General features: G+C 59.6%; 18 protein-coding genes and 1 pseudogene. 8 read left to right on the top strand and 11 right to left on the bottom strand.

Annotated elements, in window-relative coordinates; all coding sequences use genetic code 11:
- Positions 1–18 precede the first annotated feature (18 nt).
- Complete coding sequence (locus tag EJ913_RS01260) at positions 19–4,224, top strand: DEAD/DEAH box helicase (RefSeq protein WP_126994060.1); 4,206 nt, start codon at positions 19–21, stop codon at positions 4,222–4,224.
- Between the two features lie 178 nt (positions 4,225–4,402).
- Here the strand turns inward: EJ913_RS01260 and EJ913_RS01265 are convergent, their stop codons facing one another.
- Positions 4,403–6,166 carry a site-specific integrase gene (locus tag EJ913_RS01265; RefSeq protein ID WP_211098854.1) on the bottom strand — a complete coding sequence of 588 codons (1,764 nt, stop codon included), beginning with the start codon at positions 6,164–6,166 and terminating at the stop codon, positions 4,403–4,405.
- A gap of 90 nt (positions 6,167–6,256) precedes the next feature.
- Here EJ913_RS01265 and EJ913_RS32080 point away from each other — a divergent pair, with 90 nt between their 5' ends.
- Positions 6,257–6,577 (top strand): restriction endonuclease, encoded by a 321-nt coding sequence (locus tag EJ913_RS32080; RefSeq protein WP_211098855.1) that lies wholly within the window; start codon positions 6,257–6,259, stop codon positions 6,575–6,577.
- A 356-nt stretch (positions 6,578–6,933) separates the two neighbouring features.
- Here EJ913_RS32080 and EJ913_RS01275 read toward each other — a convergent pair whose 3' ends face one another.
- Positions 6,934–7,437: a hypothetical protein gene (locus tag EJ913_RS01275; RefSeq protein WP_126994066.1), complete on the bottom strand. Its 504-nt coding sequence runs from the start codon at positions 7,435–7,437 to the stop codon at positions 6,934–6,936.
- Positions 7,438–8,214: 777 nt separating this feature from the next.
- Here EJ913_RS01275 and EJ913_RS01285 point away from each other — a divergent pair.
- Both EJ913_RS01285 and EJ913_RS01290 read left to right on the top strand, forming a co-directional pair.
- Positions 8,215–9,261 carry a tyrosine-type recombinase/integrase gene (locus tag EJ913_RS01285; protein WP_126994067.1) on the top strand — a complete coding sequence of 349 codons (1,047 nt, stop codon included), beginning with the start codon at positions 8,215–8,217 and terminating at the stop codon, positions 9,259–9,261.
- Between the two features lie 344 nt (positions 9,262–9,605).
- A complete protein-coding gene (locus EJ913_RS01290) occupies positions 9,606–11,042 on the top strand; it encodes a hypothetical protein (protein WP_126994068.1) in 1,437 nt (478 codons plus the stop codon).
- Positions 11,043–11,132: 90 nt separating this feature from the next.
- Here the strand turns inward: EJ913_RS01290 and EJ913_RS01295 are convergent, their stop codons facing one another.
- From EJ913_RS01295 to EJ913_RS01315, 4 genes are all read right to left on the bottom strand, one after another.
- Entirely contained in the window at positions 11,133–14,678 is a 3,546-nt protein-coding gene (locus EJ913_RS01295; protein WP_126994070.1) for a hypothetical protein, read from the bottom strand.
- A 704-nt stretch (positions 14,679–15,382) separates the two neighbouring features.
- Positions 15,383–16,003, bottom strand: a complete 621-nt coding sequence (locus EJ913_RS01300) for a hypothetical protein (RefSeq protein ID WP_126994072.1) — start codon at positions 16,001–16,003, stop codon at positions 15,383–15,385.
- A 171-nt stretch (positions 16,004–16,174) separates the two neighbouring features.
- Positions 16,175–16,474 (bottom strand): hypothetical protein, encoded by a 300-nt coding sequence (locus EJ913_RS01305; RefSeq protein ID WP_126994073.1) that lies wholly within the window; start codon positions 16,472–16,474, stop codon positions 16,175–16,177.
- A 978-nt stretch (positions 16,475–17,452) separates the two neighbouring features.
- Positions 17,453–18,025, bottom strand: coding sequence for a recombinase family protein (locus tag EJ913_RS01315; protein WP_126994075.1), 573 nt, complete (start codon positions 18,023–18,025; stop codon positions 17,453–17,455).
- A gap of 264 nt (positions 18,026–18,289) precedes the next feature.
- On the opposite strand from EJ913_RS01315, the gene EJ913_RS01320 reads away from it, so the two are divergent.
- Both EJ913_RS01320 and EJ913_RS01325 read left to right on the top strand, forming a co-directional pair.
- Positions 18,290–18,937 (top strand): GIY-YIG nuclease family protein, encoded by a 648-nt coding sequence (locus tag EJ913_RS01320; RefSeq protein ID WP_126994077.1) that lies wholly within the window; start codon positions 18,290–18,292, stop codon positions 18,935–18,937.
- Positions 18,938–19,402: 465 nt separating this feature from the next.
- A complete protein-coding gene (locus EJ913_RS01325; protein WP_126994079.1) occupies positions 19,403–19,738 on the top strand; it encodes a MarR family winged helix-turn-helix transcriptional regulator in 336 nt (111 codons plus the stop codon).
- 89 nt (positions 19,739–19,827) lie between these two features.
- Here the strand turns inward: EJ913_RS01325 and EJ913_RS01330 are convergent, their stop codons facing one another.
- The 4 genes and pseudogenes from EJ913_RS01330 to EJ913_RS01340 form a co-directional block, all read right to left on the bottom strand.
- Positions 19,828–20,292, bottom strand: coding sequence for a hypothetical protein (locus tag EJ913_RS01330; protein WP_126994081.1), 465 nt, complete (start codon positions 20,290–20,292; stop codon positions 19,828–19,830).
- 209 nt (positions 20,293–20,501) lie between these two features.
- Positions 20,502–21,935 (bottom strand): site-specific integrase, encoded by a 1,434-nt coding sequence (locus tag EJ913_RS01335; protein ID WP_126994083.1) that lies wholly within the window; start codon positions 21,933–21,935, stop codon positions 20,502–20,504.
- 12 nt (positions 21,936–21,947) lie between these two features.
- Positions 21,948–22,115: pseudogene (locus tag EJ913_RS33200) on the bottom strand (DUF6538 domain-containing protein); the annotation flags it as partial.
- A gap of 293 nt (positions 22,116–22,408) precedes the next feature.
- Positions 22,409–22,651, bottom strand: coding sequence for a hypothetical protein (locus tag EJ913_RS01340; RefSeq protein ID WP_126994085.1), 243 nt, complete (start codon positions 22,649–22,651; stop codon positions 22,409–22,411).
- A gap of 184 nt (positions 22,652–22,835) precedes the next feature.
- Between EJ913_RS01340 and EJ913_RS01345 the strand changes: the two genes are divergently transcribed.
- Entirely contained in the window at positions 22,836–23,027 is a 192-nt protein-coding gene (locus EJ913_RS01345; RefSeq protein ID WP_126994087.1) for a hypothetical protein, read from the top strand.
- Positions 23,028–23,031: 4 nt separating this feature from the next.
- On the opposite strand, the gene EJ913_RS01350 is transcribed toward EJ913_RS01345, so the two are convergent.
- The gene (locus EJ913_RS01350) at positions 23,032–23,502 is read right to left on the bottom strand and encodes a hypothetical protein (RefSeq protein ID WP_126994089.1); all 471 of its coding nucleotides are present in this window, start codon (positions 23,500–23,502) and stop codon (positions 23,032–23,034) included.
- A 182-nt stretch (positions 23,503–23,684) separates the two neighbouring features.
- Here EJ913_RS01350 and EJ913_RS01355 point away from each other — a divergent pair, with 182 nt between their 5' ends.
- Entirely contained in the window at positions 23,685–24,857 is a 1,173-nt protein-coding gene (locus EJ913_RS01355) for an alpha/beta hydrolase (RefSeq protein WP_126994091.1), read from the top strand.
- Positions 24,858–24,866: the final 9 nt, after the last annotated feature.

Here is a 24,866-nt window from a genome sequence, read left to right on the forward strand (position 1 = left end):
ATTGATCGGGGGTGAGCGGTGCCGTATCTCAGTAAGCGTGTCGTCAGCAACTACTTCCGGACCGACTGTCTTCGCCAGCTTCGTCTGCTCCTCTCGCCGGAAAACAAAGAGTATCAGCCGGAGCGCGATGTGCAGAGCATGCCGCCGAAGACGGTCGCCCGCGCTGGAATGGCCGCACTGACCCAAGAAGGCAGCCGCTGGGAGCAAGACAAGCTGAAGGATCTTCAGGATACCTTCGGTGGCACGTCGGTCATCGGCACCGTGACTGGGAAGGAGTTCCAGAACCAAAAGCTCCAGAACGTGATGTCCCGCGCGCAGCCGGGCGTGTTCTTGGTGAGGCCCGAGTTTGATGTCGGTTCAGGCTTCCAGAAGGCGATCGGCATCGACTTGCTGGTGGCTACTCACTCGCTTGGCTTCGCTAGGCTGGTGCCCGATCTGATCCAGGTGCTTGCCCCCGCGGACGTGGGCCGGATCGTGGAGGCGGACGGCTCGGTGTATGACACGGACGGCCGGATCGGCCTGCGTGTCATCGATATTAAGATGACCGCGGAGCCAAGCGCGTCGTACTTTGCCGAAATCACCTACTACTCGCTCGCGTTGGCTGGATGGCTTCACGACAACGGCTACGCCGACCGCTATGCCGTCGTTGCGGAGGCGGCCATCTGGCCGGGATCGCACGACGCCGCGGCGATCGTCCGGCTCCAGGCGGATCGGCGCAAGGCGGGCACCACGGCGACGGCAGACGAACTTGCCGCCGCCCTGAACGAGGATATCGAGACGCTCGAGATCGACGTCTTCTCGCCGCGCCTCAGGCATTTCTTCGTCGTGGAGCTCGCCGGCGCGCTAGCCAGCCCCTGGAAGGATCTCGACTGGCACGTGGGCACCGGCTGCAGCGGGTGCGAGTATCTTGGCTACGTGTGGAATACGACGACCAAGGAGCACCCGGATCATTGCATGCCCATGGCGAAGGCGCAGGGACATCTCAGCTCCATCGCCTTCCTGCCCCGCGGCGCGCGGCGTGCGCTCGGTGACCGTCACATCCGTACTACCGCCTCCCTGGCGCCGCTGAAGGCTGACGACGCCGCGTTCGACTGCCACCCCAAGTTGCGTGCTACGCGGACAGTAGTGGCGGGGCGTGCCCAGTCGCTGGCGTCTGGGAGCAGCGACATCCCCGCCGGCTCCGGCACGTCGGCCGTCATTCCGAACTGGGCGGACCTCAATCTCTATCTTTCGGCCGACTTCGACGTCGGGAGCGGCCTGACCCTGGCCTTTGGCGTCGGCGGATACTCGAACGCGAGCGGCCACCGGGAGAAAGTCGAAGCACAGATCTTCGTCAACGACACCCGCAGCGTCGAAAGCGAAACCCGCGAACTGATGAGCTTCCTCGCCTATGTCGAGAAGACGCTCTCCGATGCGACCAAGGTGAAATCCGACGCGACGGTCCAGATCTACATCTGGGACAGCGTCACCTACGAGCACATGCTGCGCGTGATCGGCCGTAATCTCCAGCACGTCCTGGCCGATGGTAGCCTCAAGAAACTCGCATGGCTGTTCCCGCCGGAGGAGATCATCGAGAACGCCAAGCTGCGCTCGGCGAATGCGCCGATCACGATCGTCCGCAACGCGGTCCAGGCGCTGGTGGCGGCACCGATCCCCCACTACTACTCGCTGCTCGGCCTAGCGCGAGCCTATGCGCCTCCACTGAAAGCCGGGATGACCCCATTCGAATTTCGTGTGCCCGCGATCTTCGAGGATCCGCTATCCGATCAGGTCCCGTCGGAACGAGCGCATGAGATCTGGACCCGCATGGGTCATCCACGCCCCTGGAGCCAACAGGTCACCCAGCTGCGTTCAACAGTGACAACGAAGCTGCGTGCTCTTCATTCCGTCTTGTGGCGACTGAGCCTCGACCTTAAGGGACAGCTGCGCAGCCGCGCACCCAAGATTACGGACATCAAGCCGCCGGCATCGCTGCAGAGGGTAAGCGCCGACGGACAGGTCTGGTACGCTTTCGCCCGCCTCAATGCTCAGGTTGTCAGCCTAGAGCATAGCATCTCCCTGGCCATGCCGGTCCATGAACGGGAAGCGAAGTATCTTGCTGCGCGGCTGGAGGTAGAACTGACGGGAACTAAACTGGCCGTCGCCGCCTCGAGGCTCGACGTCATGCTGCGCCCCGGGGTGCGGATCTACACACTTGCCGAAGGATCCCGGGAAGCCAAGTTCGAGGAGGGAGATTTCCTTTGTTCGCTTTCCCCCACTTCCGTCCCGGACTTCTATTCGCGCCGGATCAGCGACTTCACAGGCGGCGTGCCGCTTGCTTCCAACCTACCGGGCTGGATCAACGAATTCGGCTCCCCGGCAACCCTGACGGGTATGCAGGTGATTGCCATAGACCGCGACGCCTGTCTCATCGCCGTATACTTCTCACCTGAGGTCGACGCATATTTGAGACAAATCGAGTCGACGCTAGACCTACGTCGTGATGTGGTCCTCGATCGTCGGGTCCAGGACTTCCTGACGGGAAGGCTGGAGAAAGCTCTCAAAGCTATCGGCAATCCACCACTGGCGATCAGCGCCGGCACGCCGACGGCCAAGGTCATCGGGAAGGCAGCTCCAAAGACGGTAACTGCCCATGTCCCCGTGGCGGACGTGCTCTGGGATACGAAAAAGACGGCGCTCGCCTCTACCGGCAGGGATGCTACCAAAACCCGGGCGACTCTGGAGGCGCTTGGCACTGAACTCAACGACAGCCAATGGGATGCGTGGTCGGAGGCAATGGAGAAGCGCCTCGCCCTCATCTGGGGGCCGCCAGGAACTGGAAAGTCGCAGACGCTACGCAGCATCCTGCTCGGGCTGTTGCTGGAAGCCAACGCCGCCGGCAAGGCGATCCGGATCCTCGTGACGGGAAATACCTACGACGCGACCGACAACGTCGTGCTGGACACCTTCCGCCAGATCGTCGCGCTCGGAGAGGCAACGACCGGTAAGGTGCGGCTGGCCCGTCTTCGTTCCGGTGCGAAGGAAGATGCTCCGAACCTACCGGTAGGCGTCAACCTTCTTAACGACACGGACTCGCCGGATATCCGCGACCTGCACGATCTGCTGACCGCCGATACGACTTCCGCGATTGTGTCGGCCCCGCCGCAGCAGGTGACGAAGTTCGCCGGTCTGAAGGGCGACTTTGCGTCGCCGCTCTTCGACGTGGTCCTGATCGACGAGGCGTCCCAGATGGACATGGCGAACGCCGTGCTCGCGCTGGCGCCCCTGGCCGAAGGCGGTGCCACGATTGTCGTCGGCGATCCGAAGCAGCTGCCGCCAATCCAGGCGGTGCAAGCACCACTCGGTCTCGAGAAGCTCGTCGGGTCCGTCTACGATTTTGTCGCGGACCACCGCGGGGTGCCCTCGCAGAATCTGCTCAAGAACTACCGTTCGAACAGCACGATCGTCGGGCTCGGGCGCTTCGCCGGCTATCCCGCCGGTCTTATCGCCCAATTCCCGGCTCTGCGCATGCGGCTGGAGACGCCGCTCCCTGCGGCAGCGCCGGCGAACTGGCCTGGAAGTCTCGCATTCAGCCCTGAGCTGGCCCATCTGCTCGAGCCTAGCCAGCCCATCTCGGCTTTCATCTATCCGGAAGGACGTAGCAGCCAGTGGAACGACTTCGAGGCCCAGACCGTGGCGGCGCTGCTGTGGATGCTTCGGGGTCATCTTGGCGCCGGCCTCGATGCCGACCCTCGTGCGGCCGGGACAGGGCTGCATGACTCGGCCAGCTTCTGGAAGTACGCCGTCGGCGTAGTGACGCCACACCGCGCACACAAGGCTCTGGTGGTATCCAAGCTGCAGGCACTGTTCGAACCGCTCGGCGATGACGGTAGGCTCATCCGCGACGCGGTGAACACCGTGGAGCGCTTCCAGGGCCAACAGCGGGACGTGATCATTGCCAGCTACGCCCTCGGCGACCCCGACGCAATCGCTGACGAAGACGAGTTCCTCCTGTCGCTCAATCGCTTTAACGTCATGGCCTCGCGCCCCCGCGCTAAGCTCGTGGTGCTGGCAAGCCAGGAAGTCATCAATCATCTTCCTGGCGATCTTGAGGTAATGCGTGACTCGCGGCTTCTCAAATACTTTGCTGAGACATTCCTCAACAATCGTACCGACTGCGATATCTCGTTTATGGATGGAAAAAATGCCATACGGAAAAGCGGCTCGTTCAGATTTCGCAAATAAGAAGGCTTGATTGGGAATTGATAAACGAGCTATCGCGAAGGCAGTATTGTGAATCTGAAAATAACCGAATTTCTCATACCGTTGGTGGCAATAGCCTGATGGTCCGGTGCCTGTTCTCGGGGCGCCGGGCTTGGCGTGGGGGGCTGAATTTACCGCCTATACGTCTGGCTCGGCGCGATTAACTCTGGGACTTGGAAGCCAGGTGTGACCAGTCAATTGGCGGATACTTGATGGTTTCGATCGCGTCCTTCAGCTTATTCATAGGAAAAGGCGAGACGTATTGTAGCGTGACGGTCTGCGTTTCCTTGGCGTCCTTTCTCCCAGCACTATCGTGGCCGGTGATTTCATCGGCGATGAGAAGAGGTACATTTTCATGTATCATCGCCGAAGTCGCGCTCGTTCGGAAGGAATGATAGTCCATAAGTTCTTTGTATACACCGATTCTACGGCGATAATCAGTGAATCCCTCGGAATAGAAGTGGCTGAATTTCTGATCGCGTCCTCCAGGTATCATCTTCGGGAATAGACGACCCTCTCCAGCTTTCCTCGCCAAGTCCAGGAAGCCGAGAGCAATCAAGGTGGAGTGCACCGGAACAATGCGCTCCGATGCGTCCGTCTTGAGATGCGGGCCACGGAAGTGCATGGCCCAAATACCGCCTACCTGAAAGATGTCGCGCCCAGTCAATTGGGCATTCTCGTCGCATCGGCCGCCACCGAAAAGCGCGAGAATCGGCAGCCAAAAGTACTCATCCCTGATGATAGTTGTCCCCGGCCGATGCCGCCAGTGCCGCTTCGTCGGATGCTCCTCGCATCCGGTCCAGATGGGTGAGACGAACAGCTTTTCGAGGGACGGAATGTCCCACGGAAGGCGCTTCTCGCTGGTCGGAATGTTCGCTCCCCAGCGGAATCCGCCCCAAACGCGTTCAAGGGACAGGTCCGGGACCCCATTCTGGCGATTGAGCCAGCGGAAGTATCCGGTGATGCTGTTCCAATGCTGGTTCAGCGTGCCTTCCGAAAGGGTCTTGGTTTCTGGCTTCTTGGCAGCGATGACCTCGTCAATGGTCATGGCCTTGTGCCGCGGAGATTTCCCATAATTCTCCGGGATCATCTCGAGCCGACGCCGCAAGGTGGCGGCATCGTCGCGCGTGTACGTAGATGGGAGCTTGTCGCCACAGATCCGGGTCAGCAGATCGATCGAGTTCCGGTTCTGGGCTTCCGTCTGGTTGGTCCATTGGCCGGTGTGCCGGGCCTCCTCCACGTACTGCTCGATATAAGCCGAGACGGTCTTCTCGGTCTTGGAGGTGGTCGGCGTCGGCGCGGGGCTGGACGGGGAATCTACAACCTGAGGAGGAGCTGGGGAGGCCGATGTCCACGCCGCGGCTGTCGGCAGTGGAACGCGTTCATCCTCTTCGTACTCGCCCAGCCAGCGCATGGAGTCGTCGTTGTAGACTTGGGTGAGGCCGCGCAGGGCATGGCGACCGAGCTGCTTCCAGCCGTAGCTTCCGACCGGGACGTCGAGCTTGTGCCGATCGAGAACCTCGCACATGAGCGGCTCGATCGAGCTGAAGTCGTTCGACATGAGATGCGTTTTCATCGCGGCGCTCATGTCGGTGCTGAAGGTCGATGCCAGACGGGACTTCTCGATCGTGAGGTCCGGGAAATCGATCCGCTCGTGTTCGAGTTGCTCGCGCTCGAGCCGAATCATGTCGTTGGTGAGCGCCTGGAGCTGTTCGGCCGTCAACTGCATCGTTCTTGCCATGCTGAAAACCCTGTCCATCGCGACGTCGAGCCGTCGGGACAGCTGGCAAGCATGATGTCGATCGCTGGTGAAAAGGGACTTAACGAGCTGGGTCCGGCCAACCTGATCGCGCAGATCATGCGGCACCCGCCGGCGCCAATAGAACACGCCGTCGCGGCGGACGAGATGAGGGTGACGGGCCATCGCCGAGCTCCCAGGCGCCGGAGGGACGTCGATGTGTCACAGCAATGTGTCACACCGCGCGGGGCGCGGGCGCTGAAGCGTGCGAGATCCTTGAATTCCGGTAAGGCGTATGAGGTTTGGCTGGGGCGGCAGGATCCCCGCATCTTCGTGGAGGTGAAGCACCGCAGCGGCGCGATCGGCGCGCCGACGGTCCGGTCCTTTCTCGGCGGCCGGCGGCCGGGTGACCGCTGTCTCTACGTGTCGACCGGCGGCTTCGCCCGCGATGCGAAGTACGAGGCCGACCGCGCAGCCGTTCCGCTGTCGCTGCTTGACCTCGACGACCTCGTGGCGCTCGCGCTCGAGCACTACGACGCGCTGGACGTCGAGGCGAAGCGGCTATTGGCGCTGAAGCGGCTCTACTGGCCGGCGTAGAGCCGCGCGGGATCAAGGATCGGTCGCGTCCTGGAAAACGTGTGTGGTACGCCAAAGCTTCGCGCCGATTCCAAGATCCGCGACCGCGTCGTCACCCTGGCCCGCCGGCATGGGTCAGGCCAGTTGGCCGCCCTTCCGTCGCCTGGCCGGAGCTGGCTGCCCTGGCGAGAGCCGTGAAGGACGAGGGGATCACGGGCGAGGACGCCATCCCATGCCCCGCGACGCCGGCTTGCAGAGGCTGCGCGCGGCCAGCCGCGATCGCTTCCGCAGCGTCTGGCGCCATGACGTCGTCTGAGGGAGGAGAATAGCCGTCGTCGGCAGGAGGTCGGGTTGGGTCGCACCCCAAGTCCGCGTTGCTACGGCGTTTTCTTCGGACGAGTGAACACCCGCGCAAGCGCCGCCCTGTGGTGCATCGTGACCGTCAAGTCGTTTCTCTGGGCGAGGTCGAGGACGGCTTCCTGCATCCGGCTGGGAAGCCGTTTGCGGCGAACATAGTCTCGAGCAACTTCAGCCTCAGATTGCAGAAACACCAAGGCCGCCAGCACTCGCTCGGGGCGCTTGACCTCCCGGCGAACGAGGTGGATGGCGCGCTGAACCACCGTCCAGTCATGCATAGCGTTGTATCTGAAGGTCTCCGCGCGACACAGGGCGTCCTCCCTGACCGTCAGGGAGCCAAAGAAGGGATCGGGGGCGGTGAGCTGGTAGTCGCCATCTCCCCGATGGATGGAAATCCCGGACGGCACCCCACGCCCATGAAGATCAATCCACCGCTCGACACCACGACGCGCGGAGCAATAGTAGTGCGGCAGGCGCTTGGACCAAGTGTACTGATCGAAGTACGAATTCGCGATGGTGTTCATGAGATGATCCTCGCTGTTTCTTCGATCTTTTTATTCGATTCCTGAATTCTGGAGAATCGATGGAATCTCGGTTCAGCCTTTCCCCCAGCGTGGGAACCAGTTTTCCCCGAAGAACCCATGGCGGTTTTCGCGAATGACTCCGCGGTCAGAGGAGCGCGACGACACCGGCCGGCGTCGGCGAGGGCGCGGAACAGGTCCAGACCTTCCTGACCCGCGAGATCGCGCGCAACCATCAGGACGCACGCGACGCGCATGAGCGTTGGCTCGACTGGAAGTACCCGCCGAGCGCGGCGGGGGGCGACCTCGTGGACCGGACATCCAACGGCACCGCCACGGCCGGACACCGCGTCACCTCCAGACGCCGAATGGGACCGGAGCGAGAGATCACTGGCGCATAGAAGATTCAGCACCAAATTCCCGCACTTTTCCTGCGATCTGAGGGACGCCCGAAATCGCCGGACCGAAATACGCCCCGGCGGCGATGGTGCCGTCACATCCAAGGTGATGCGATGCGAAAGGTGCTGCCGACCAACATCTCGAAACGATGCCTCACGATCGATGAGGCCGCCGAGTACGTCGGTCTGTCCGCACCCTCCTTTGAGAGGGCGATCCAGGCCGGGCTCTACCCGCCTCCGCTCCCGCTCAACCGAGCCGGAATCGCGCGAAACGTCTGGGACCTTCGAGCGCTCGATCACGCCCTCGACGGACTCAGCGGACTGAGCAAAGATTCCGCTGGGACCGCATCGCACGCCAAGACGAAGCTCACGGAGTCCATCAATGCGCGTAAGGCTGCGCTACGTAACCGAGCGGCGTAACGCCAACGGCACGTCAAGGTGGTATTGGGATCGCGATGGCCATCCGCTGTGCCGATTGCCGGACGACCCGGTGAAGCGGTTCGCACGGGCCGAGCAGCTCAACGCACAAGCTGACCGCGCTGCCGCTGGCGTGCAGGTGGTGGCGGAGGGTAGCATCGCATGGGTCATCGGCAAGTATAAGGAGAGCAAATCCTACGGTAAGCTGTCGGCGGGCACGCTGAAGTACTACAATCGCTTTCTGGACGACATATGCGAACTCGGTCCCGGCCTGCCGTTCGAGGTGTTCGACCGCCGCATGGTCCTCGACTTCATCGAAACCTATGAGGGAATCGGCGATGACCGGAAGGTCGCCGCCGTGCTCCGCAACCTGTTCAAAACGGCGCAGTACTGGCGGATCGTCCCGGACAACCACGCTTCCAAACTCGATCTCTCGGCGCCGGCGGCCCGCGAGCGCATCTGGTCCGAAGAGGAGATCGCCGCCTGGCTCAAGGCCGCGGCGTCGCACCCGCGCGGCGAGGCCATGATCACCGCGTTCCATCTGCTGCACTACGTCGCCCAGCGCCCAATCGACATGCTCAAGATGGGTTGGTCGCATCTGCGGTCGGGCGCCGCCCTCGTCCGCCAGCAAAAAACCAACAAGCTGGTCGAAGTGCCGTGTCACTCGGCGCTGGCCGCGCACCTGGAGAACCTCCGGCCAACGGCCACCACCATCGTCGCGTACAACAGCAAGTCGGTGAGCTACCCGGCGTTCAACGCTGCCTTCCGGGAGATCCTGGCCAAGGCCGGCCTCGCCGACTCCGGGCTGCAGGCGCGCGACCTGCGGCGTACGGCCTGCGTGCGCATGGCCGAGGCTGGAGCAACCGAGACACAGATCAGCGCCGTATCCGGACACAACATCCAGACGACGCGGCAAATCCTCGAGACGTACCTGCCACGCACGGGCGCGATGGCTCGGGCGGCCATCAAAAAGTGGGAGAAGGCGGAACGTCGCCGGAACAAGAAAGTCTAACGCGTTAGACTTTTTCTGCTCCAAAACCAAGTGAATTCAATGCGTTCAAGGTCGAAGAGGAGTACAAGATGTACTACAGCGTTTGATCGGAGCGTTGATTCTGCTGGGCTTTCAGCCGTCGTCCTAGCGATGGTGTGACAGCCCGGTGGTACAGTCAAGAGCCACCCTCGGGGGAACCTGGGGGTGGCTTTTGTCGTGTCCGTTTTCTGATTTAACACAGGAAGATACGCCTTCTCCATCCATGGAGAAGTTGTAGAAATCCACCGTGCGTTTTCTTCGGGGAGTAGACCTAAGCTAACCATCGCGCTAGGATCGAACCCCAACCTCATTGGCAGATCAACATCGTGACCACTCAATTATCTTTAGAACTTGTTGTCCCAGATAGATTTGAAGGGCTGCGAAAAAGAGCCCCGCATCAATTAAATTCGATCATCGAACCCGTTGACGAAGGGCTTCAGCGCATCGACGCGCTATTCAGGGATATGCGCGCTTCTGACCGGGGTGGCTTTTTACTTCTACGAGGTGCATCTGGCGCGGGAAAATCGACATTCCTCCATACTGTTGGAATGTTTCGAGAAAGCGTAGAGTCAATGTCAATTGACCCCCGAGCAAACGTTCGGGAAACTTTACATAACCTTCCCGCTTCAAATGCTGCTCTACGAATTATAGTTCTGGAAGAGCGAGAAGCGCTGCGGGATATTTCCGTACAAGAGCTTGAAAGAGATCTTCATGCAATAAATGGCTTCATTCGGTCAACGCATGGAGAGCGCTGCCTAATCGTTTGGCCGTGCAACACGGAGGAACTTCAAGCCCGCATTGTTGAGCAGGCATACCAAATCGGGGCTGATGCTCTCCTAGGCATTGGAGAGCCGGTATTTCATTTCTCCGGCCCGCGAAAAGATCAATTCCGGCGCATAGCAGAACGCACTGTCGCAGTGCTAAATGAAGGCGCTTCACTTGCAGATCTAGGCATATCAGATAGCGATATAGATAATCTAATTATCAAATCAGGAACAGTCGGGACCTTACTAGGTCATTTGCGTAATGAAATATTTCGAAAGAGAGGGAATGTTGAATCACTACTTGCTAAAGAACAATGCAAACTTTGGATCATTGTAGCCGCCGGAAACGATCCAGACCGAGATGTGGCAGCTCTTACAAGAGGGCAATATGCTGCAATTGATATTGAACGTCTAATGTCATCGACAGATGCCAACATCGTCCAAGATCTCAAGGCTTACCCTGATAGACTTGGAATACTTGGCATGGTTCTTGATGCAAAAATATTCCATCTGCCAATGTTAACCGCACTAGATATTGCGAGGCAATTCGCCAACACTGACTTGCGATCTCGTATGCAACAGGCAAATCTTGCGGATCGTGCCACGCCAAATTGCAAAGCTCTTGAGCGTTTGGAAAACACAGACCTTGCACGCGTGATGAATTCTGGTGCCCAAGGAACAATGAGCCCCGGGGGAAAACCAGGCTCAAATACTGAGCAAGCATTTAAGAAACTAGTTTCAATAGCGCAATCCTCCGACACTGCCATCAACAGAGCCGTTGCCGAAGCGCTACTATCTGCAAAATATATATCTTCCTATGAAGTTGAAAAAGATCTTGGGAAAGGGCTTAAGCGCCGCACCGACATCTATTGCCCGACCCCTTCGGGAGCCATCCGCATAGAGTTAATGTGGAGATCAAGAACAAGTCGCGCGGAAATTGCTAACTATGTTTTGACTAAACTTTACAACTACGGAAGAGCAATTGAATTCCTAGAATAATAATTATTGTTTTGGAATAATGATAAACTCTACACAAAGCCATGCCGAACTTCTTTCAGACCCCGGCTTTCACACCGGGGTCCACTTCCTTTACTCCCTCAACGCCTCCAGGCGGTTCCGCTGGTGTTGAACATAGTGGTCCCAAAGACTCTCATGCTCCCTCACCATTTCCCCCTCTGCGGCCTTGCGGTAGGCACCGATCAAGCCACGGATGAGCGTGATGCGGCTCCCATCATAGTCCGCGTTTCCGTCCGTGGCCTTCAGGTAAGCCGGAGACTGAACCAAATCCTCAAGCCGCTCCTTCAGGGTCATCCCCTGTATCTTGAGCGTTCCCGAGAGTTCCTGAAGCCGGTCATAGGCGGATTGCTTCCCGTTCACCTTGTAGTCCGTAAGGTCGAAATCTCCCCACGTCCTGTTGGGAGGGCGGAAGGCAGACCTGTTGATCTGCGTCACCCGCGCAATCTCGTCAGCGACACCATCGGCCTTCCACGATGAGAAGGCGAAGGGTGACAGCCAATTAGGACCAAGCGAAGTGGGAACCTCGATCTTCTCCCCGAGGAGGTTCCGCTGTGGGTCGAGGTTTTCCGAGTGCCCCGGCAGACGCGCCTTGATGGCGTCGAGGGTGGAGCGCACCTCCCGCATGTAGGCATCGCCCTTGAAGGTGTTGACCACGCTGGGGACGTAGGACCCCGCCTGATTGAACCACCAGCGCTCCACCTTCCTGTCCGGCTGGGCGAAGGCGTTGAGGGCGTTCACAAGCCCCTGAAGGTAGGACTTGGGGTTCAGGTTGTCGGCCAGGGCCACGGTTGCCGCCATGGCCGTCTCTTCAAGGTCCCGCTCGCCAACCTGCCCGGCAACCTCTGCGAAGTCCGCAGCGATACCAAGGAAGGTGCTGAAGGGGTCGAGGCGCTTGAACGAGGTGTAGTGGGCAATCCCCTTCTCATCGACGGTGACGACGCTGTACGGCTGCCACCCCGTTTCCAGCTTCCGTTTCCGAAGATCCGAGTCGGCCGGGCCACCGCCGGTCAACCGCCCCTCCACCGTCAGCATGTAGGCCGCCGACCATAGCCCACCTCCGGTCAGCATCTTCGCCCGAGCCAGGGCCGCCCGCTGTCCTCCCGCCCGCATGTCCTGCATGTACTGCGCCTGAAGGAGATTGATCCCCGGCGTTCTCTGCCAGACATACCGCATGATATTTGTTGGTGTACGAACAAATGGCAGGATCGGGCGTAGCAGCGGATGGTTGTTGACGACTCGGCTAACACTGCTGCCGAAGGTGCCGGGAAGAAGGTCTTGCGAGAACGTCACCTCACGGGCCGCCTGGAGGGCTTCCCGGTTGGTCGCCGCGCCGGTTGGATTGAAGGCCCGTTTGAACTCCTTCGCAACCCACGCCTTCAAGGCATCGCCGCTCTTGCCTTGGTCGATCCCCTGCCGCATGAGCGTCGAGTAGACGTTCCCCCGATAGGCCACCTGCTTGAAGAACTCATCGGTGGACAGCATCAGGCGCGACGGGAGACGGACCATCGTTCCAAGCCCATCGGTCACCGCAGCGGCCATTTCGTTCTCGATCCCGAGGTTGCGGGAAGAGATGGCGTAGCGGCTGCCTTCGATCACCTCATTCGCTGGATCGAGGATGTTCCTCCCGTTCTTCAGGGCTGCCGCCGCCATCTCCAGGCTATCGAACAGGCTTTGGGCCATGCCGGAATAGACCCGCACCCCATCCATCATCATTGCCCGGTCCCCGTGAATGGCCCCGGCAAAGGCCCTCTCGGCGGGGTTGGCAAGGGCCGTTGCAAGATTGCCCATGGTGTTGACCATGAGCGTCTTCGGTCCCGAGAGGATGGCGTTGATCCAATACTCGTTGTGGGCGTCGATGAGCTTCCCGACCATGGACCCACGGGCCAAGGCCGCCAGCTTTCCAGGGTCGCCACCCGCGAGGATCAACCGGGAAGCCAGCTTACGAGCCGCATCGCTAGCCGCAGGATCGCCCAACTGAGCGATGTTGCGGACCATATTCTCATCCACCCCCACGGGGAGGCGCATCGAGTTCAAGGCACGCGCAATGTTGGTCTGCACGCCCTTGTACATAGCCTGAACTTCACCGAAGAGTTGGGCATGACGGACCATCTCGGCCTCGGCGGTTGCCATCGAGCCGAACTGCCCAGGCACGCCGTTGTCCACCAACTGAGCGAGCCGATAGGTCTTATCGGAGAGGGTGGTGAGGAACATCCGATAGGCGGTCACCGTGCTGTCCAGATGCTTCAAGTCCATGCTTTGATCCTGAAGCCGCCGCATGAGGATGTTCGGATCGTCCCCGGTGATGTCCGCGAGTCGTTCCGCGTTCCTCCGCACGTTCGCCAGCGAGCGGACACCCTCGGCATTTCCGCCCTTCACCTTCAAGGTCTGCTCTTGGATGACGGAGGACATAGAGTTGACCGCCGCCTTAACCTTGTCCTCACTGTCCAGGGCGTTGAAATTGAAGTCGATGCCCTCCATGAAGTCATCGGGTTCAAAGCCCGGCCGCGAGTTCGGCCCCATGTTCTCCTCAAGATACCCGAGGCGTTCACGGAAGCGGGACACGGCGGTGTCATCCATGAAGACCGGCGGCTTGGCCGTGGCCTTGGGTGTAGTCGCTATACCTTCCTTGGTCGCGTCGGTGGGACCGGCGGTGCCCGCGTCGGTGTCCACCTTCGGCCGAACCTGTTCATGGATGCTGTCCGCCCTCGGGCCACCGCCGTCCAACGGGAGTTCAAGCTGTGTGGCCTCAAGCTCCAACTTCGGAGCAACCTGCTCGGCCTCACGGGCAACCGCTTCAGCCGTCGCTGTGTCACCCGCGCGGAGGGCCTTCACGGCTTTCGCCATGAGGAAGACACCTTCCGCAGCGGTGCCCAGCATCAGGCCCTCCAGGGCGTTCTTGAAGCGCCCTTCTGCTTCCCCATCCTCGGGCTTGGCGGACAGGTAGCGGGTGACGGTGTTGTCGAGGAGCGGATAGCTCTCCCGCAGGTTCGACAGCCGGTCCTCATAGGGGTCAGCCGCGAAAGCATCCGAGAGGGCACCAGCGCCCGCCGCCGTGGCGAACTTCCCGGCGGTCCCGAGGGTGGACAGAGCGGTGTTGCCGAGGACAGCCGCCTCTCCCGCCGCCCGTACCCCGGTGACCAGTCGCATCCCACCGACGAACCCCGTTAGGAACCGCGACACGTCTTTCACCAGATTGCCGGTGGTGGACGTGGGGTCCGCAAGGGTGTCCCAGACCTTCAGGCTGTTGCCCTCGGGCATAGTGTCGGGGTGATAGGAGACGATCCCGTCCGGTCCACCGAAGTGGATCGACCCCAGCGGCACCTTGCTTTCCATGTATTGCGCCGCCGAGAAGGCCGCATCGGACACGTTGTTGACGGCGCTGGTGACACCCTTCGCGATGGCGCGGGGGGCTTCGGCGATGCCCGTCCCGATGTCGGAGAGGACGGAACCGGCAGTGTCGAGGATGCCACCCTGCTGTGGTGCTTCTGTGGCGTGCGCCGCTTGAACGGCCTGGAGAAGCGCAAGCTCCTCAGGGTCGGTGGTGAGCGCTTGATCCGAGGTGTCGTTCTGCTGAGCGACGCGGACGGCATCCAGAAGCGCCGCCTCATCATCGGGCATGAGGGATTCATTTTTCATCATTGTCTAATGTTCCTGAGCGTGCGTGTGCGTCGCCTCCCGCCGTGCTGACGGGAACGTTGGGGAGGGCGACGGGATGAAGTGAAGGAAGCGGACGGGACTTGCTGCGGTGGCGCCGAGGAAAGCGACAGACGGTCGCCCTGTCTCTTCCCCATGGATTCGCCTTGAGGGACACAGGCGACGCCACCGCAGCAGCGGAAACGACATTCCCGAGGATGGGGCTTCAGTGGCCTAGAGGTTTGCAGCCCGACCATGGACGGTGGGGCACGAAAGCGGGGCCACCACAGTTCCGCTCATGAACCGACAGCTTGGCCGCTCGATGGACGGACGGGATGACCAGGGCGGGAACCGTGTCCCGGTAGACGGTCAGGGATTCATCGCCATGGCCTAGCCTGACCAGTTCACGGCAGAGGTCAAGAACGGGGCTTCCCCGCTCCCCGACAGTGACGGAGAGGGCAAGCGCGGGCATTTCGGCCCGGTTGGAGCCGATCAAGGTGGCAGACAGCATGTTTTCAGGGAGTTCCTTGGGAGCGACCGAAGGGGTTCCGCGCGGTCAGTATAGTGACTACACCGAGGGAAACGGACGGACGGGGCAAAAAGTACGGCCGTAAGTTATAGAAGGGAAACTGAGGTGGAAGACCGGGAGCAAGGAAAGTAGGCGGTAGCAAAGAAAGTAGGGTCGTAAGTTAAGAAGATGCAGACACCCTGAAGCGGATTTTCTCGATGCCGCTTAGGCTATAGCCAGCGAGTTCCGCCAGTTCTTCATTGGGGAGATAGGGGTGGTGCTTGAGAAGCCAAGATAGCTTTGCCTTCTTCCCACTCTGTCTCAACACCTCCGTCTTGATTCCCTCATAGTCAAGACACCAAAGAATGTCTGTCAGCTTCTCGGGATAGAAGACGGGAAAGACACAGGATCGGTTGAATCCCTCAAGGTGCCCTATCCGGTTGTCGGGTGAGACGTTGTGCCCGAATTCTCCGTCAAAGGCTTCATCGGTAACCATCATCCTGTTCTGCGTTCCACCATAGGGAACAAGCTCAAGGAAGCCATGAGAGACGAGAAGTGAGACAAGAGTGGAACGGCGCATGGATTTATATTCAGATATTTCTCTCAACGTCATACCTACTCTGTTTCTTGATATCCGCCTCTTAAATCTCTCCTTCAACGCACCATAGGATGAAGAAGGGTCCATATAGCTGCGTTGATACTTTATGTCGTGATAGAACTCTTCGACCTCTTCCCTGTCTTCTCGAAACAGGGTGTCGATTATTCGTTCCAGCTTCATACGGTCAACAATGGCGGTCGCCATAGCGAGCCTTCGCTGATATTCGGGCATGGTCTTTACGGTGGAAGGCAGCGGGCGCGTGCTTTCCTCCCGCAGCATGAAACTCACAGGACGGCCTTTCGGAAATCAGCGGTTTGATGGAAAGATGGGAGGTCGGATAAGTATAGCGACTACACCCGTTTTCTCCCCGGTGCCTTACCAGGGCCGGGAAAGAACCATGCTCGGGTGGCGCGGCAGATGACCAGCGGTCGTTTCTCGAAGGAGCCTTTGCAAAGCAAGGGAGACGATGATTGAGGAAGAAACGTTAAAGCCAAGATCAGTATGATAGCGATGCTTGATTGTTCGGAGAGAAGCGAAGTCGGATGAAGAGAGACCGAAGGTGGTTCTTCGGGTGTCTCCCTTCATGATGGCTTTCTTAGGCAGTTCTTTCATGTCGATAGCAACTTTCTTAAAACGGATGGTAGGGCACAAACGCGGAAAACGAATCACCAGCATGTGTTTTAGGTTCGATATATTTAAAGTGTAGGGAAATGGTACGTAGTTAGGGTGCAGAGAAATAGCAACTCACGGCCTGAGAAGAACCAATGCAGACAAGCGCCGGGCAGTGATGCGGTTGCTTGAGGATGAAGAGTGGAAGAACTGGAGTGATCGCGAGATAGGGCGAAGGACGGGTGTCGATCACAAAACAGTGTCCAGCCTCAGAAGTAAGCTCACTGGGGAAAATCCCCAGTCAGAAGAACCACAACAGCGCACCTACACCGACCGCCACGGCAATACGTCAACGATGAACGTTGGTGGCATCGGTCGATCATCTAAGCAGGACAGGCGGGAAGAACAGGTTCCTCCATCAGAAGATGCCTCCTGTGATGATGAAGAAAGATGGTAACTTAAGATGTCACTTTGATTACTACTATAGTTTCCACTTCAACATGCATCTTCAGCCCGGAGTTAGGGTGTGGGGAAATAGGCAGAGCAGGACCAATGCAGTCACCGCCCCGCCACAGGTGTAGTCACTATACTCGACCAAGTGTCATCAGAAGCGGTCCGCAGAGGGAGAACCATTCTCCATCCTCTTTCCACAGTCCCCACGCTTTGCCCGTAGGGTGGTTAATAGGGGGCGAATGATGAGAGAACCAACCGATCCATAACGCGCGGTTGCGAATGCTGACGATGAAGTTCCGGCGGTAGGCTTCAGCCTTGAACTTCAGAGGGCCGATATTGAGGCGCATCAGATGTCCTTTCGAGTTGCCACGAAAGGAGTATCACCGGAGCCAACCGAAATGCAACAAATTAGCGCAATAGTAGTAGAAATACTACCGTTCCAGTTGTGGGTCGATTTTGCCGCTGCGGTGGCTTCTCTGATGCACCCTGAGCTTGGCGGCTAGGTGGGGAGGGCGGCGCCCCTCAGAAAGCATCCACGGGCTTACCGCAGCGGTTTCCGAGGGGTTCGGAACGGGATACGTGGAGTGGCGGCTATGTGGCTACTGCGGTGGCGGCTTGGGTGCGTTCACCGAGGATGCGGTAGACGCTGGCCCTGCCAATCCCCAGCCGGTTGGCAATCTCCGTTGCGCCCACCCCCTCAGTGGCAAGGGCTTTCACCTCTTCGGCGTCGATGGATGGCTTGCGTCCCTTATAAACCCCTTCGGCCTTGGCCTTGGCTATCCCTTCCATCTGCCGCTCCTTACGGATGTTCGCTTCAAACTCCGCGAACACGCCGAGCATATCGAGGAAGGCTTTCCCGGCTGCGGTGCTGGTGTCGATGGGCTGTTCGGTCGCCTTCAGCGAGACGCCCTTCGCCTTCAGTTCCCGTACAATGTCTTGAAGGTCAGCGATGGAGCGGGCAAGGCGGTCAACGCGGGTAACCATCAGCGTGTCGCCAGGGCGGAGGAACTGAAGGAGGGTTTCCAGTTCGGCCCGGCCATTGCGTGTGGTGCCGCTGACCTTCTCCGTACGGATCACGTCACAGCCAGCGGCTCGAAGCGCCACCTCCTGAACAGTAAGGTTCTGATCGGTAGTGCTGACCCGTGCATATCCGTAGACCGACATAGCTCCCTGCCTTCTGTCTCGTTTGGCTCTAGACCCTCCCTTGATGCCGAGTCTTGAAATTTAAGTCAACCCAAATGAGACACGGAAAGCCTAAGCTTGGGTGTCTCGTTGGAACGCCTCTCTTGGGTATACATAAATAAGGCAAAGACTGGGTAACTCGCTGCGTCTACCTCTTACCGGGATACGGCATAGGCAGAGCGGGCCACCGTTGACGTGGCTAGAGTGCATAGCCGAAACTACCACTTCCGAATGTGGTGAGGGGCTATGGCTGAGATTTCGAGCGTAGTGGATTGGTTTGGTCCATATAGATCGCTGAAAGATGCACGAACTGTTGCAAGGCAGGACTTCGGTGGCGGGTTGTATGCAGCTATTGGTTGGTCGAAAATTGAAGGTCGTTCACCAAACCAATACAGAGGGCGCCCAACGCTTCAGTACATTGGCATTGCAGAAAATCTAGGCGGCAGATTAACAGAGACTCACCACAAAATCGGCTTAAGAGGAAATATTGAAATCGCCTCCATTTGGTTGGGGGAGGTTGCTTCCTATGGTGTACCAGGGCGCCGCCGAAAGAAAATAGAGCCACACCTTGATATCGTCGAGTGGGCAACCGCTTTCTTTTTGAGAACACAATATAACGAAATGAAGAGAACGCCACCGCGATGCTCTTGTTTCGTTCTAAACAGGTGGTGGTCAACTGATTACGAAACCTCAATTGATAGGCCAGTATCTCGCTGGGCTGACGTGATAGAATACAACATCTACACTGGCTCTGCGAACCTTTGCTGGTTTGGGCGCAACGGGCGAGTTAAGTCCATTGACAACGCCATGGCATATGGACGAGCTGCCATCAATCAGGAGATGAAGAGCAAATCCTTGTTGCCAGCGTCGATCACAGACGACGAACTTGTTTGACGGATATGCCTCTTCCCCCGGCCCTCTTTGAACCCCTCTCAGTTGGCACCGCAGCGGCGGAGTGCGTATGGCCCATGTCATCCCTGACGTTGGTCCTCACGCCCGGCAACAGGTGCCCCTCAGTTGCCTCAGGCGTGGCGGTCTCAGGTATCAGGTAGGGTGTGGGATGCCTCTGCATCCTCAGACGCGATACACAGCGCCACGGAAGCGGGCTATGGGGTGGCGGCATAGGCAGGGAGTGGGTGGGGCAGCCGGTGCGATGCAGGGTCGCCGGTGAGGCAACGGGGGGAGTTAGGTCGCGGCTCTTACTGAATTAGGGTTTCAGAAATTTTTGCCAAAATCATACCCAGCCCCTCATGTCACATAATAAGATACATAGTCTTTTCTGTGACAACCATAAGTATTGACAGCAACATTATTGCAGTGCCCATATGCGCAACGCTCTCAATCATAGGAGATTGCGCAATGCTGCGTGGGGAATGCCCGAAGCTGGTTTATATTATGATGGAGCTTGAAAAGATAGTTGGTGATAAGCCGCTCAATTATGCGCATATGCTCGCCATTGTTATGAACGAGCCCGACATACCTTACGTAGATGTAATGAGGAAGCTTGGGGTTTCCAAAAGCACTACAGCGCGAACCATGGCTTGGTTCATGGATAACGGTATCATGAAGACTTATGATATACCTGAGGACAAACGCTATAAGGCTGCACGACTGACTGAGAAGGGTGAGCGCTTAGTTTTCGGATTGCGAAAGCTCTGCCATGACTTTGGTAAGCCTCCGGAGCGACCGGCGTAGTAGAGCAAGCGGGAGAAAATGGATTAGGAAGGCTCCAAGATCAGTCCTAGAGTACATCCACTATATCAGCCCCACTGTCTTTCATATGCTCACCTGAATGACGGCTCAACCTTCACAGAAGAAACAGTAGTGCGCTCTTGCGTACGCTTAACATCTGGCAACATAGCAAAAATCACAGCAACCATAGCGCCGGTGCTAGACACCATCTCGATAGCGTCTAAGCTCATCCCCTGTTGCGAAAGAACACCGAGCACTCCAATTACAGTAAACACAATACATATAGCTGAAACCGCGTAGGAAGCTGCTTCATAGTTCGCACTCTTAAGAATTTTAGAACAAGCCCATATAGCAAATGCACCACCGATAGCACCCTGAATAGCACTTGGCATGACAGAGAATGCAGCTCTCTCAAACCATCCGCCGGATACCCAGTTAAAGAGGTTATCAGATAACATCCCGCCAATAAAAAACATATACACCATAGCTCCGAAGCGACCAATTATGAACCCTGGCATCGTTAACAGGGCCATCACTATCACTGCGAGCCAAGTCATTTTGTAATTCACAGCCGCCCCCATACCCACACCATCTTTTAACAGAATGCCATCTAGCGCTGTGCTGCAACGCAATGAGATGGATTACCGTTGCGCAAAATCTATCAGAAGCAAACAGGAATTGCCATTGCGTCGCAGCCTCTCACTATCATTGCTCAGGATGACAACTTTATCATCCAGCACGGAGGCATAACCCATTGCTGATGCGTCTAAGATGAAGCTAGATGACTCAGATCAACACCGAAGTCCAACTCTCGGAATGCTTCAAGTCGGTCAGCGGGGGTGAGAAGTTTGCCGCCATAGGTTCCGCCTGTGACACCCGACAGGGCATGGCCCGCAAGTTGCTGAACAGTCGTGTAAGCCACCCCGGCATTCAGCAGCGTTGAAATGAACGTGTGCCGAAAGGAGTGGAAGACCAACCCATCCCGATCAAGGCCGACCAGATGGCGGAATTGAGACCACCATTGAACGAAGCTTTGACTAAACCGGCCCTCGCTTCCCTTCCTGAGTTCGGGCCATAGCTGTGTTCCCTTGCTCCGCTCCACTTCAGCCCTGTGTTCCAGAAGCCCTAGGCGGACCAAGCGGGGATGCACCGGAACGATGCGGTTACCTGCGTCCGTCTTGGCCTTTGCCACACAGAAGCACCACACACCATCGACCTCCCGAAGATCGGCAAGGGTCAGCTTGGCGGCTTCCTCAACACGAAGCCCGGAGTGCAGCGCCACCAGCGGGAGCCAGAACTTGTGATCCTTAACCAGTTCCGTTCCGGGCCGGTCTCTCCGGTCGGCCCGCCAATGTCCGGTATAGAGGGGGGAATGGAAAAGAGTCTTCAGGTCATCCGGGGTGAACGCCTCGCGCGTACCCTTCTCGCCCTTGGGCGCAAGCCCTTTCGTCGGATTTTCAACACTAGCCTTCCCCTCTTGCTTGGCCCAATTGAACAGGGAGCCGATAACACTGAAATGCTGCCGCATGGTATTAGAGGCAAGGTCAAGATCATCTAATGTATCTCGCCAATCACGGATGTCATCACGGGTAACTAGATCGACAGGCTTGTTGTTGAGCGTTTCGGCAAACAGACGAAGCTTTCGAGGGCTATTTCTCTGCGTCGCCTCCTTCCACACGCCATCCCTAATCTTTGTCGCTATGAATGTCTCAACCAGTTCCGACAGCGGCATGGACTTGGTACGCGGGTTCTCCTTCGGTTCCTCCCGGACAGGACGCGCGGGAGTTACAGGCTGAGCGAACAGCGGGTCAGCCGGGGTGACAGAGAAGTCCCCGCCACGCCACGCTTCAGCCAACCGGAAGTATTCCACCTGTGCCCGTAGAAGTCCCCGACACAGGCGGACATAAGCTGTGCTCTTCGGGTCGAGCGCAAGGCCGGCATCCCGCAAGACACCATCGGCTATGTTTTCTACGGGCAGGAAGTCATTGTTCGCCAATGCCTTCTGTGCGCGCCCTACAAACCCCGCGAGGATGGCCTTATCATGCGCTACGGGATCGGCAAGGGAAGTATCACCTTTCTGGTAGATACCCTGGCCCTTGGAGAGGAGCATGTTGTGGTTCTCCCACCCCTCCATGACCTTCGCGAACCAGCGCCGCGCAAGCTCATCAAGATCAGCATTTGTCAGGGTTAGGTCGGTCATAGCGGTCTCAAACAGACGATCAGCGGTGGAGGAGAACTCCCGTGCGCGACACCCCGCAACAAAGCGGTCAGGAGTTCGGAGAGATAGTGCAAGCTCCGGTCTAACGAACCGTGAACGAAGCTTGACGGGCACCTTCCGCCGCCACCAGTAGACATCTCCCCGCCGAAACGCGTGTTGCACGCAAGCCCCCTCAATGGGGCGTCCTGGTGGTACAGCCCGGTGGTACAGGCTGGTGGTACAGGAACGCCGGTTAACCCATTGAGACGGCTGAAAACCTTGCTATCGCTCGTTTCGGGCGGTGGGACACCTAATCCAAGATGTACTACTCGGTCTGATTCGGTTTCGCTGCCGAGCCCGCCGTCCCTCCGTCAGGAACGGGACGGCGGGCCGGTGCGCCGGTCGGCAAAAAGGCCCCTTGGGTTTTCCCAAGGGGCCCTTTTCATGCCCACACATCACCGGAAGGACCGGCGGCCTTACTTGATCCACGCCCCGGTGTCGGGCGGGGTGCAGGAGGCGCGGCCGGAGCAGTCGGCCTTGTTGCAGCCGCAGGCCGGGAACAGGCACTCGTCGCCGTTCAGGTCGGTCGCCCGCACGGCCAGATCGTAGCGCACGCCGCGCATGATCGAGGCGCCGGCCACGCTGTTGCGTTCGTAATGCTCGACGACCAGACGCACGCGGGCCAGGAGTTCCCGCCTTTGATCGCTTCCCGGGTCCATGCTCCCCTCCCCTGTCCAGCCGCAGCGGCCTTGTCGTGGTCATGGAAGTAGGACGCGCCGGAGCGCCGGTTCGTTCCCGCATCCACCCGCCTTACCGCGCTTGGCACCGGGGACGGATTGGTGAGGATCGGCGGGCGCGCCTGTTTCCCGTTTCCAAGCGACTGGAAACGACAGGAGAAACCCGATGACTTCGGAACGGCTGAAGCGCGTTGCCGACGCCCTGGGCGATGTGCGGCTCTACGAGAAGCACCACACCGGCGAGCTCGTCACCATGCGGCTGCGCGATTCCCTCGCCGACAACCCCGGCTACGACGCCGAGGAGGTCGAAGCGAAGCTCCTGGAGTTGGCCAAGGCCGCGCTGGAGGCGGCCGGCTAGCCGTTCATTCGGCGGCCATCGCCAGCAGGCGGGCCGGGCGGCGGCGCGGCAGGTAAATGCGCGCGGTGTCGAGGATCCCGGCCAGCTCGCGCATCGCGTCGGTCGCCATGCACAGCGCCACCAGCGGCAGCCAACGGTCGAACAACTGGGCCGCGACCTCCGCCTCGCCGCTCTGGATGGCGGCCAGCGCGTCGAGCAGGGCCGCCTCATCGGCGCTGACGCGGGAGCAGGCCGGGCAGCGGATTTCCGGCTTGCGGGCGTTGGCGACCGCGAAGGTTCCCAGCAGGGCGAACAGCGGCAGCAGCGCCGTGTTGGGCACCCCCGCCACGTTCAGCCCGATGCGCATCGAGGCCATGGCCCCCGCCGTGCCGGCGCGGAACCACTGACGCACGCCGGTCAGCAGCGCCCGCTCGGGAGCCGTCAGGTCCGACACCGTCCAGGGCGACGGACGCCCCTCTCCCACCGTTTCGCACATGCCTTGTCGCTCCTACGCTTGGCTGAGGCGAGGAGCCTACCACAGCCTTCTCTCATTTGCGAGTAATTCGCAGTTGCATGACCGCGAAGCCGTGACAAAAAACGGGCGCGCGGCCGTGGAAAGGAGGCGTTAACCCCCTGGGGCAAATTCTGGACCGGCACGCAGCAAGGGGACCGGGACGGATGATGCGGACGCTTCGAAACGCCATGTTCGGGTTGATCGCCACGGTGGGAGGGCTGATGGCCGCCGCCCAGCCGGCGACCGCGCAGATCGTCCTGAAACCCGCCTATGGCGAAGCGTCGATGCTGGGCGCCGGCAAGGCGCGCGGCGCCGTGGTGTGGAGCCACGGACGCTCGGTCGAGAGCGAGGATTCGGAATCCCCCACCCCGCTCTACATGAAGTCGCTGCGCGAGGCCGGCTGGGACGTCTACCGGATGGACCGCATGCGGGTCAGCGACACGCTGCCCAACAGCGCGCGCGCGCTGGCCGGCTACGCCGACAGCCTGAAGAGCAAGGGCTACCGTCAGGTGGTGCTCACCGGCCAGTCCTTCGGCGCCTTCATCTCGCTCATGGCGGCCGGGCAGACCGACCGGGTGGACGCCGTGATCGGCACCGCCCCGGCGGCCTACGGAAACTTCACCGAGGCTTACGACAGCTACCGCGAGAACGCCGCGCAGCTCTGGCCGATCCTGCGCAACGTGCGGCAGTCGCGGGTGATGCTGTTCTTCTTCCACGGCGACGACTTCGATCCGGGCGGGCGCGGCGAGCCGGCGCGCAGCACGCTGGCGCAGCGCGGGCTGAACCATCTGGTGATCGACCAGCCGGCGCTGCTGACCGGCCATGGCGCCGCCAACACCGGGCTGTTCGTGCGCCGCTTCGCCGGCTGCATCGTCCGCTTCGCCGAGGCCCCGACCTCGCCCAACGATCCTCCTTGCGACGACTCCTGGGGCCGCACCCCCAGCGCCGAGCTGATGCAGGCGGCGGTGCCCAGCGCCGCCTCGGGGTCGGCGACCGGATCGGCCACGGGTGCCGCGGACGCCGCTTCGCCGGCACGCTCCTACACCGGGCTGTGGTACGGCAGCTACATCAACGGCCGCGAGGTCGCCTTGGCGGTCGAGAAGGCCGAAGGCGACACGGTCTACGCCGATTACGTGCTGGGCGCCGGCATGGAGGCCGACCAGCCCTTCGAGCGGGTTCGCCGCAAGGGCCGGATCGAGGACGGCGAGCTGGTCTTCGACGAGAAGGGCCGCAACGTCCTGCGCTACCGCCTGCGCCCGGACGGCCGGGTCGCCGCGACGTGGCTGGACAAGGCCGGCAAGGGCCGGTTGGAAACGGTGCTGCGCAAGGTGAACTGAGCGTCAGTC

It is taken from the genome of Azospirillum doebereinerae, assembly GCF_003989665.1.
Taxonomy (GTDB): Bacteria; Pseudomonadota; Alphaproteobacteria; order Azospirillales; family Azospirillaceae; genus Azospirillum; species Azospirillum doebereinerae.

Coding starts and splice junctions, on each gene's coding strand:
- EJ913_RS01300 (WP_126994072.1), bottom strand. CDS start 16,003: ATGGCGACCGCCATTGTTGACCGTATGAAGCTGGAACGAATAATCGAC.
- EJ913_RS01345 (WP_126994087.1), top strand. CDS start 22,836: ATGACTTCGGAACGGCTGAAGCGCGTTGCCGACGCCCTGGGCGATGTG.
- EJ913_RS01295 (WP_126994070.1), bottom strand. CDS start 14,678: ATGCCCGATGATGAGGCGGCGCTTCTGGATGCCGTCCGCGTCGCTCAG.
- EJ913_RS01275 (WP_126994066.1), bottom strand. CDS start 7,437: ATGAACACCATCGCGAATTCGTACTTCGATCAGTACACTTGGTCCAAG.
- EJ913_RS01285 (WP_126994067.1), top strand. CDS start 8,215: ATGCGCGTAAGGCTGCGCTACGTAACCGAGCGGCGTAACGCCAACGGC.
- EJ913_RS01265 (WP_211098854.1), bottom strand. CDS start 6,166: ATGGCCCGTCACCCTCATCTCGTCCGCCGCGACGGCGTGTTCTATTGG.
- EJ913_RS01355 (WP_126994091.1), top strand. CDS start 23,685: ATGATGCGGACGCTTCGAAACGCCATGTTCGGGTTGATCGCCACGGTG.
- EJ913_RS01330 (WP_126994081.1), bottom strand. CDS start 20,292: ATGACTTGGCTCGCAGTGATAGTGATGGCCCTGTTAACGATGCCAGGG.
- EJ913_RS01305 (WP_126994073.1), bottom strand. CDS start 16,474: ATGCTGGTGATTCGTTTTCCGCGTTTGTGCCCTACCATCCGTTTTAAG.
- EJ913_RS01335 (WP_126994083.1), bottom strand. CDS start 21,935: ATGACCGACCTAACCCTGACAAATGCTGATCTTGATGAGCTTGCGCGG.
- EJ913_RS01320 (WP_126994077.1), top strand. CDS start 18,290: ATGGCTGAGATTTCGAGCGTAGTGGATTGGTTTGGTCCATATAGATCG.
- EJ913_RS01315 (WP_126994075.1), bottom strand. CDS start 18,025: ATGTCGGTCTACGGATATGCACGGGTCAGCACTACCGATCAGAACCTT.
- EJ913_RS01325 (WP_126994079.1), top strand. CDS start 19,403: ATGCTGCGTGGGGAATGCCCGAAGCTGGTTTATATTATGATGGAGCTT.
- EJ913_RS01350 (WP_126994089.1), bottom strand. CDS start 23,502: ATGTGCGAAACGGTGGGAGAGGGGCGTCCGTCGCCCTGGACGGTGTCG.
- EJ913_RS01340 (WP_126994085.1), bottom strand. CDS start 22,651: ATGGACCCGGGAAGCGATCAAAGGCGGGAACTCCTGGCCCGCGTGCGT.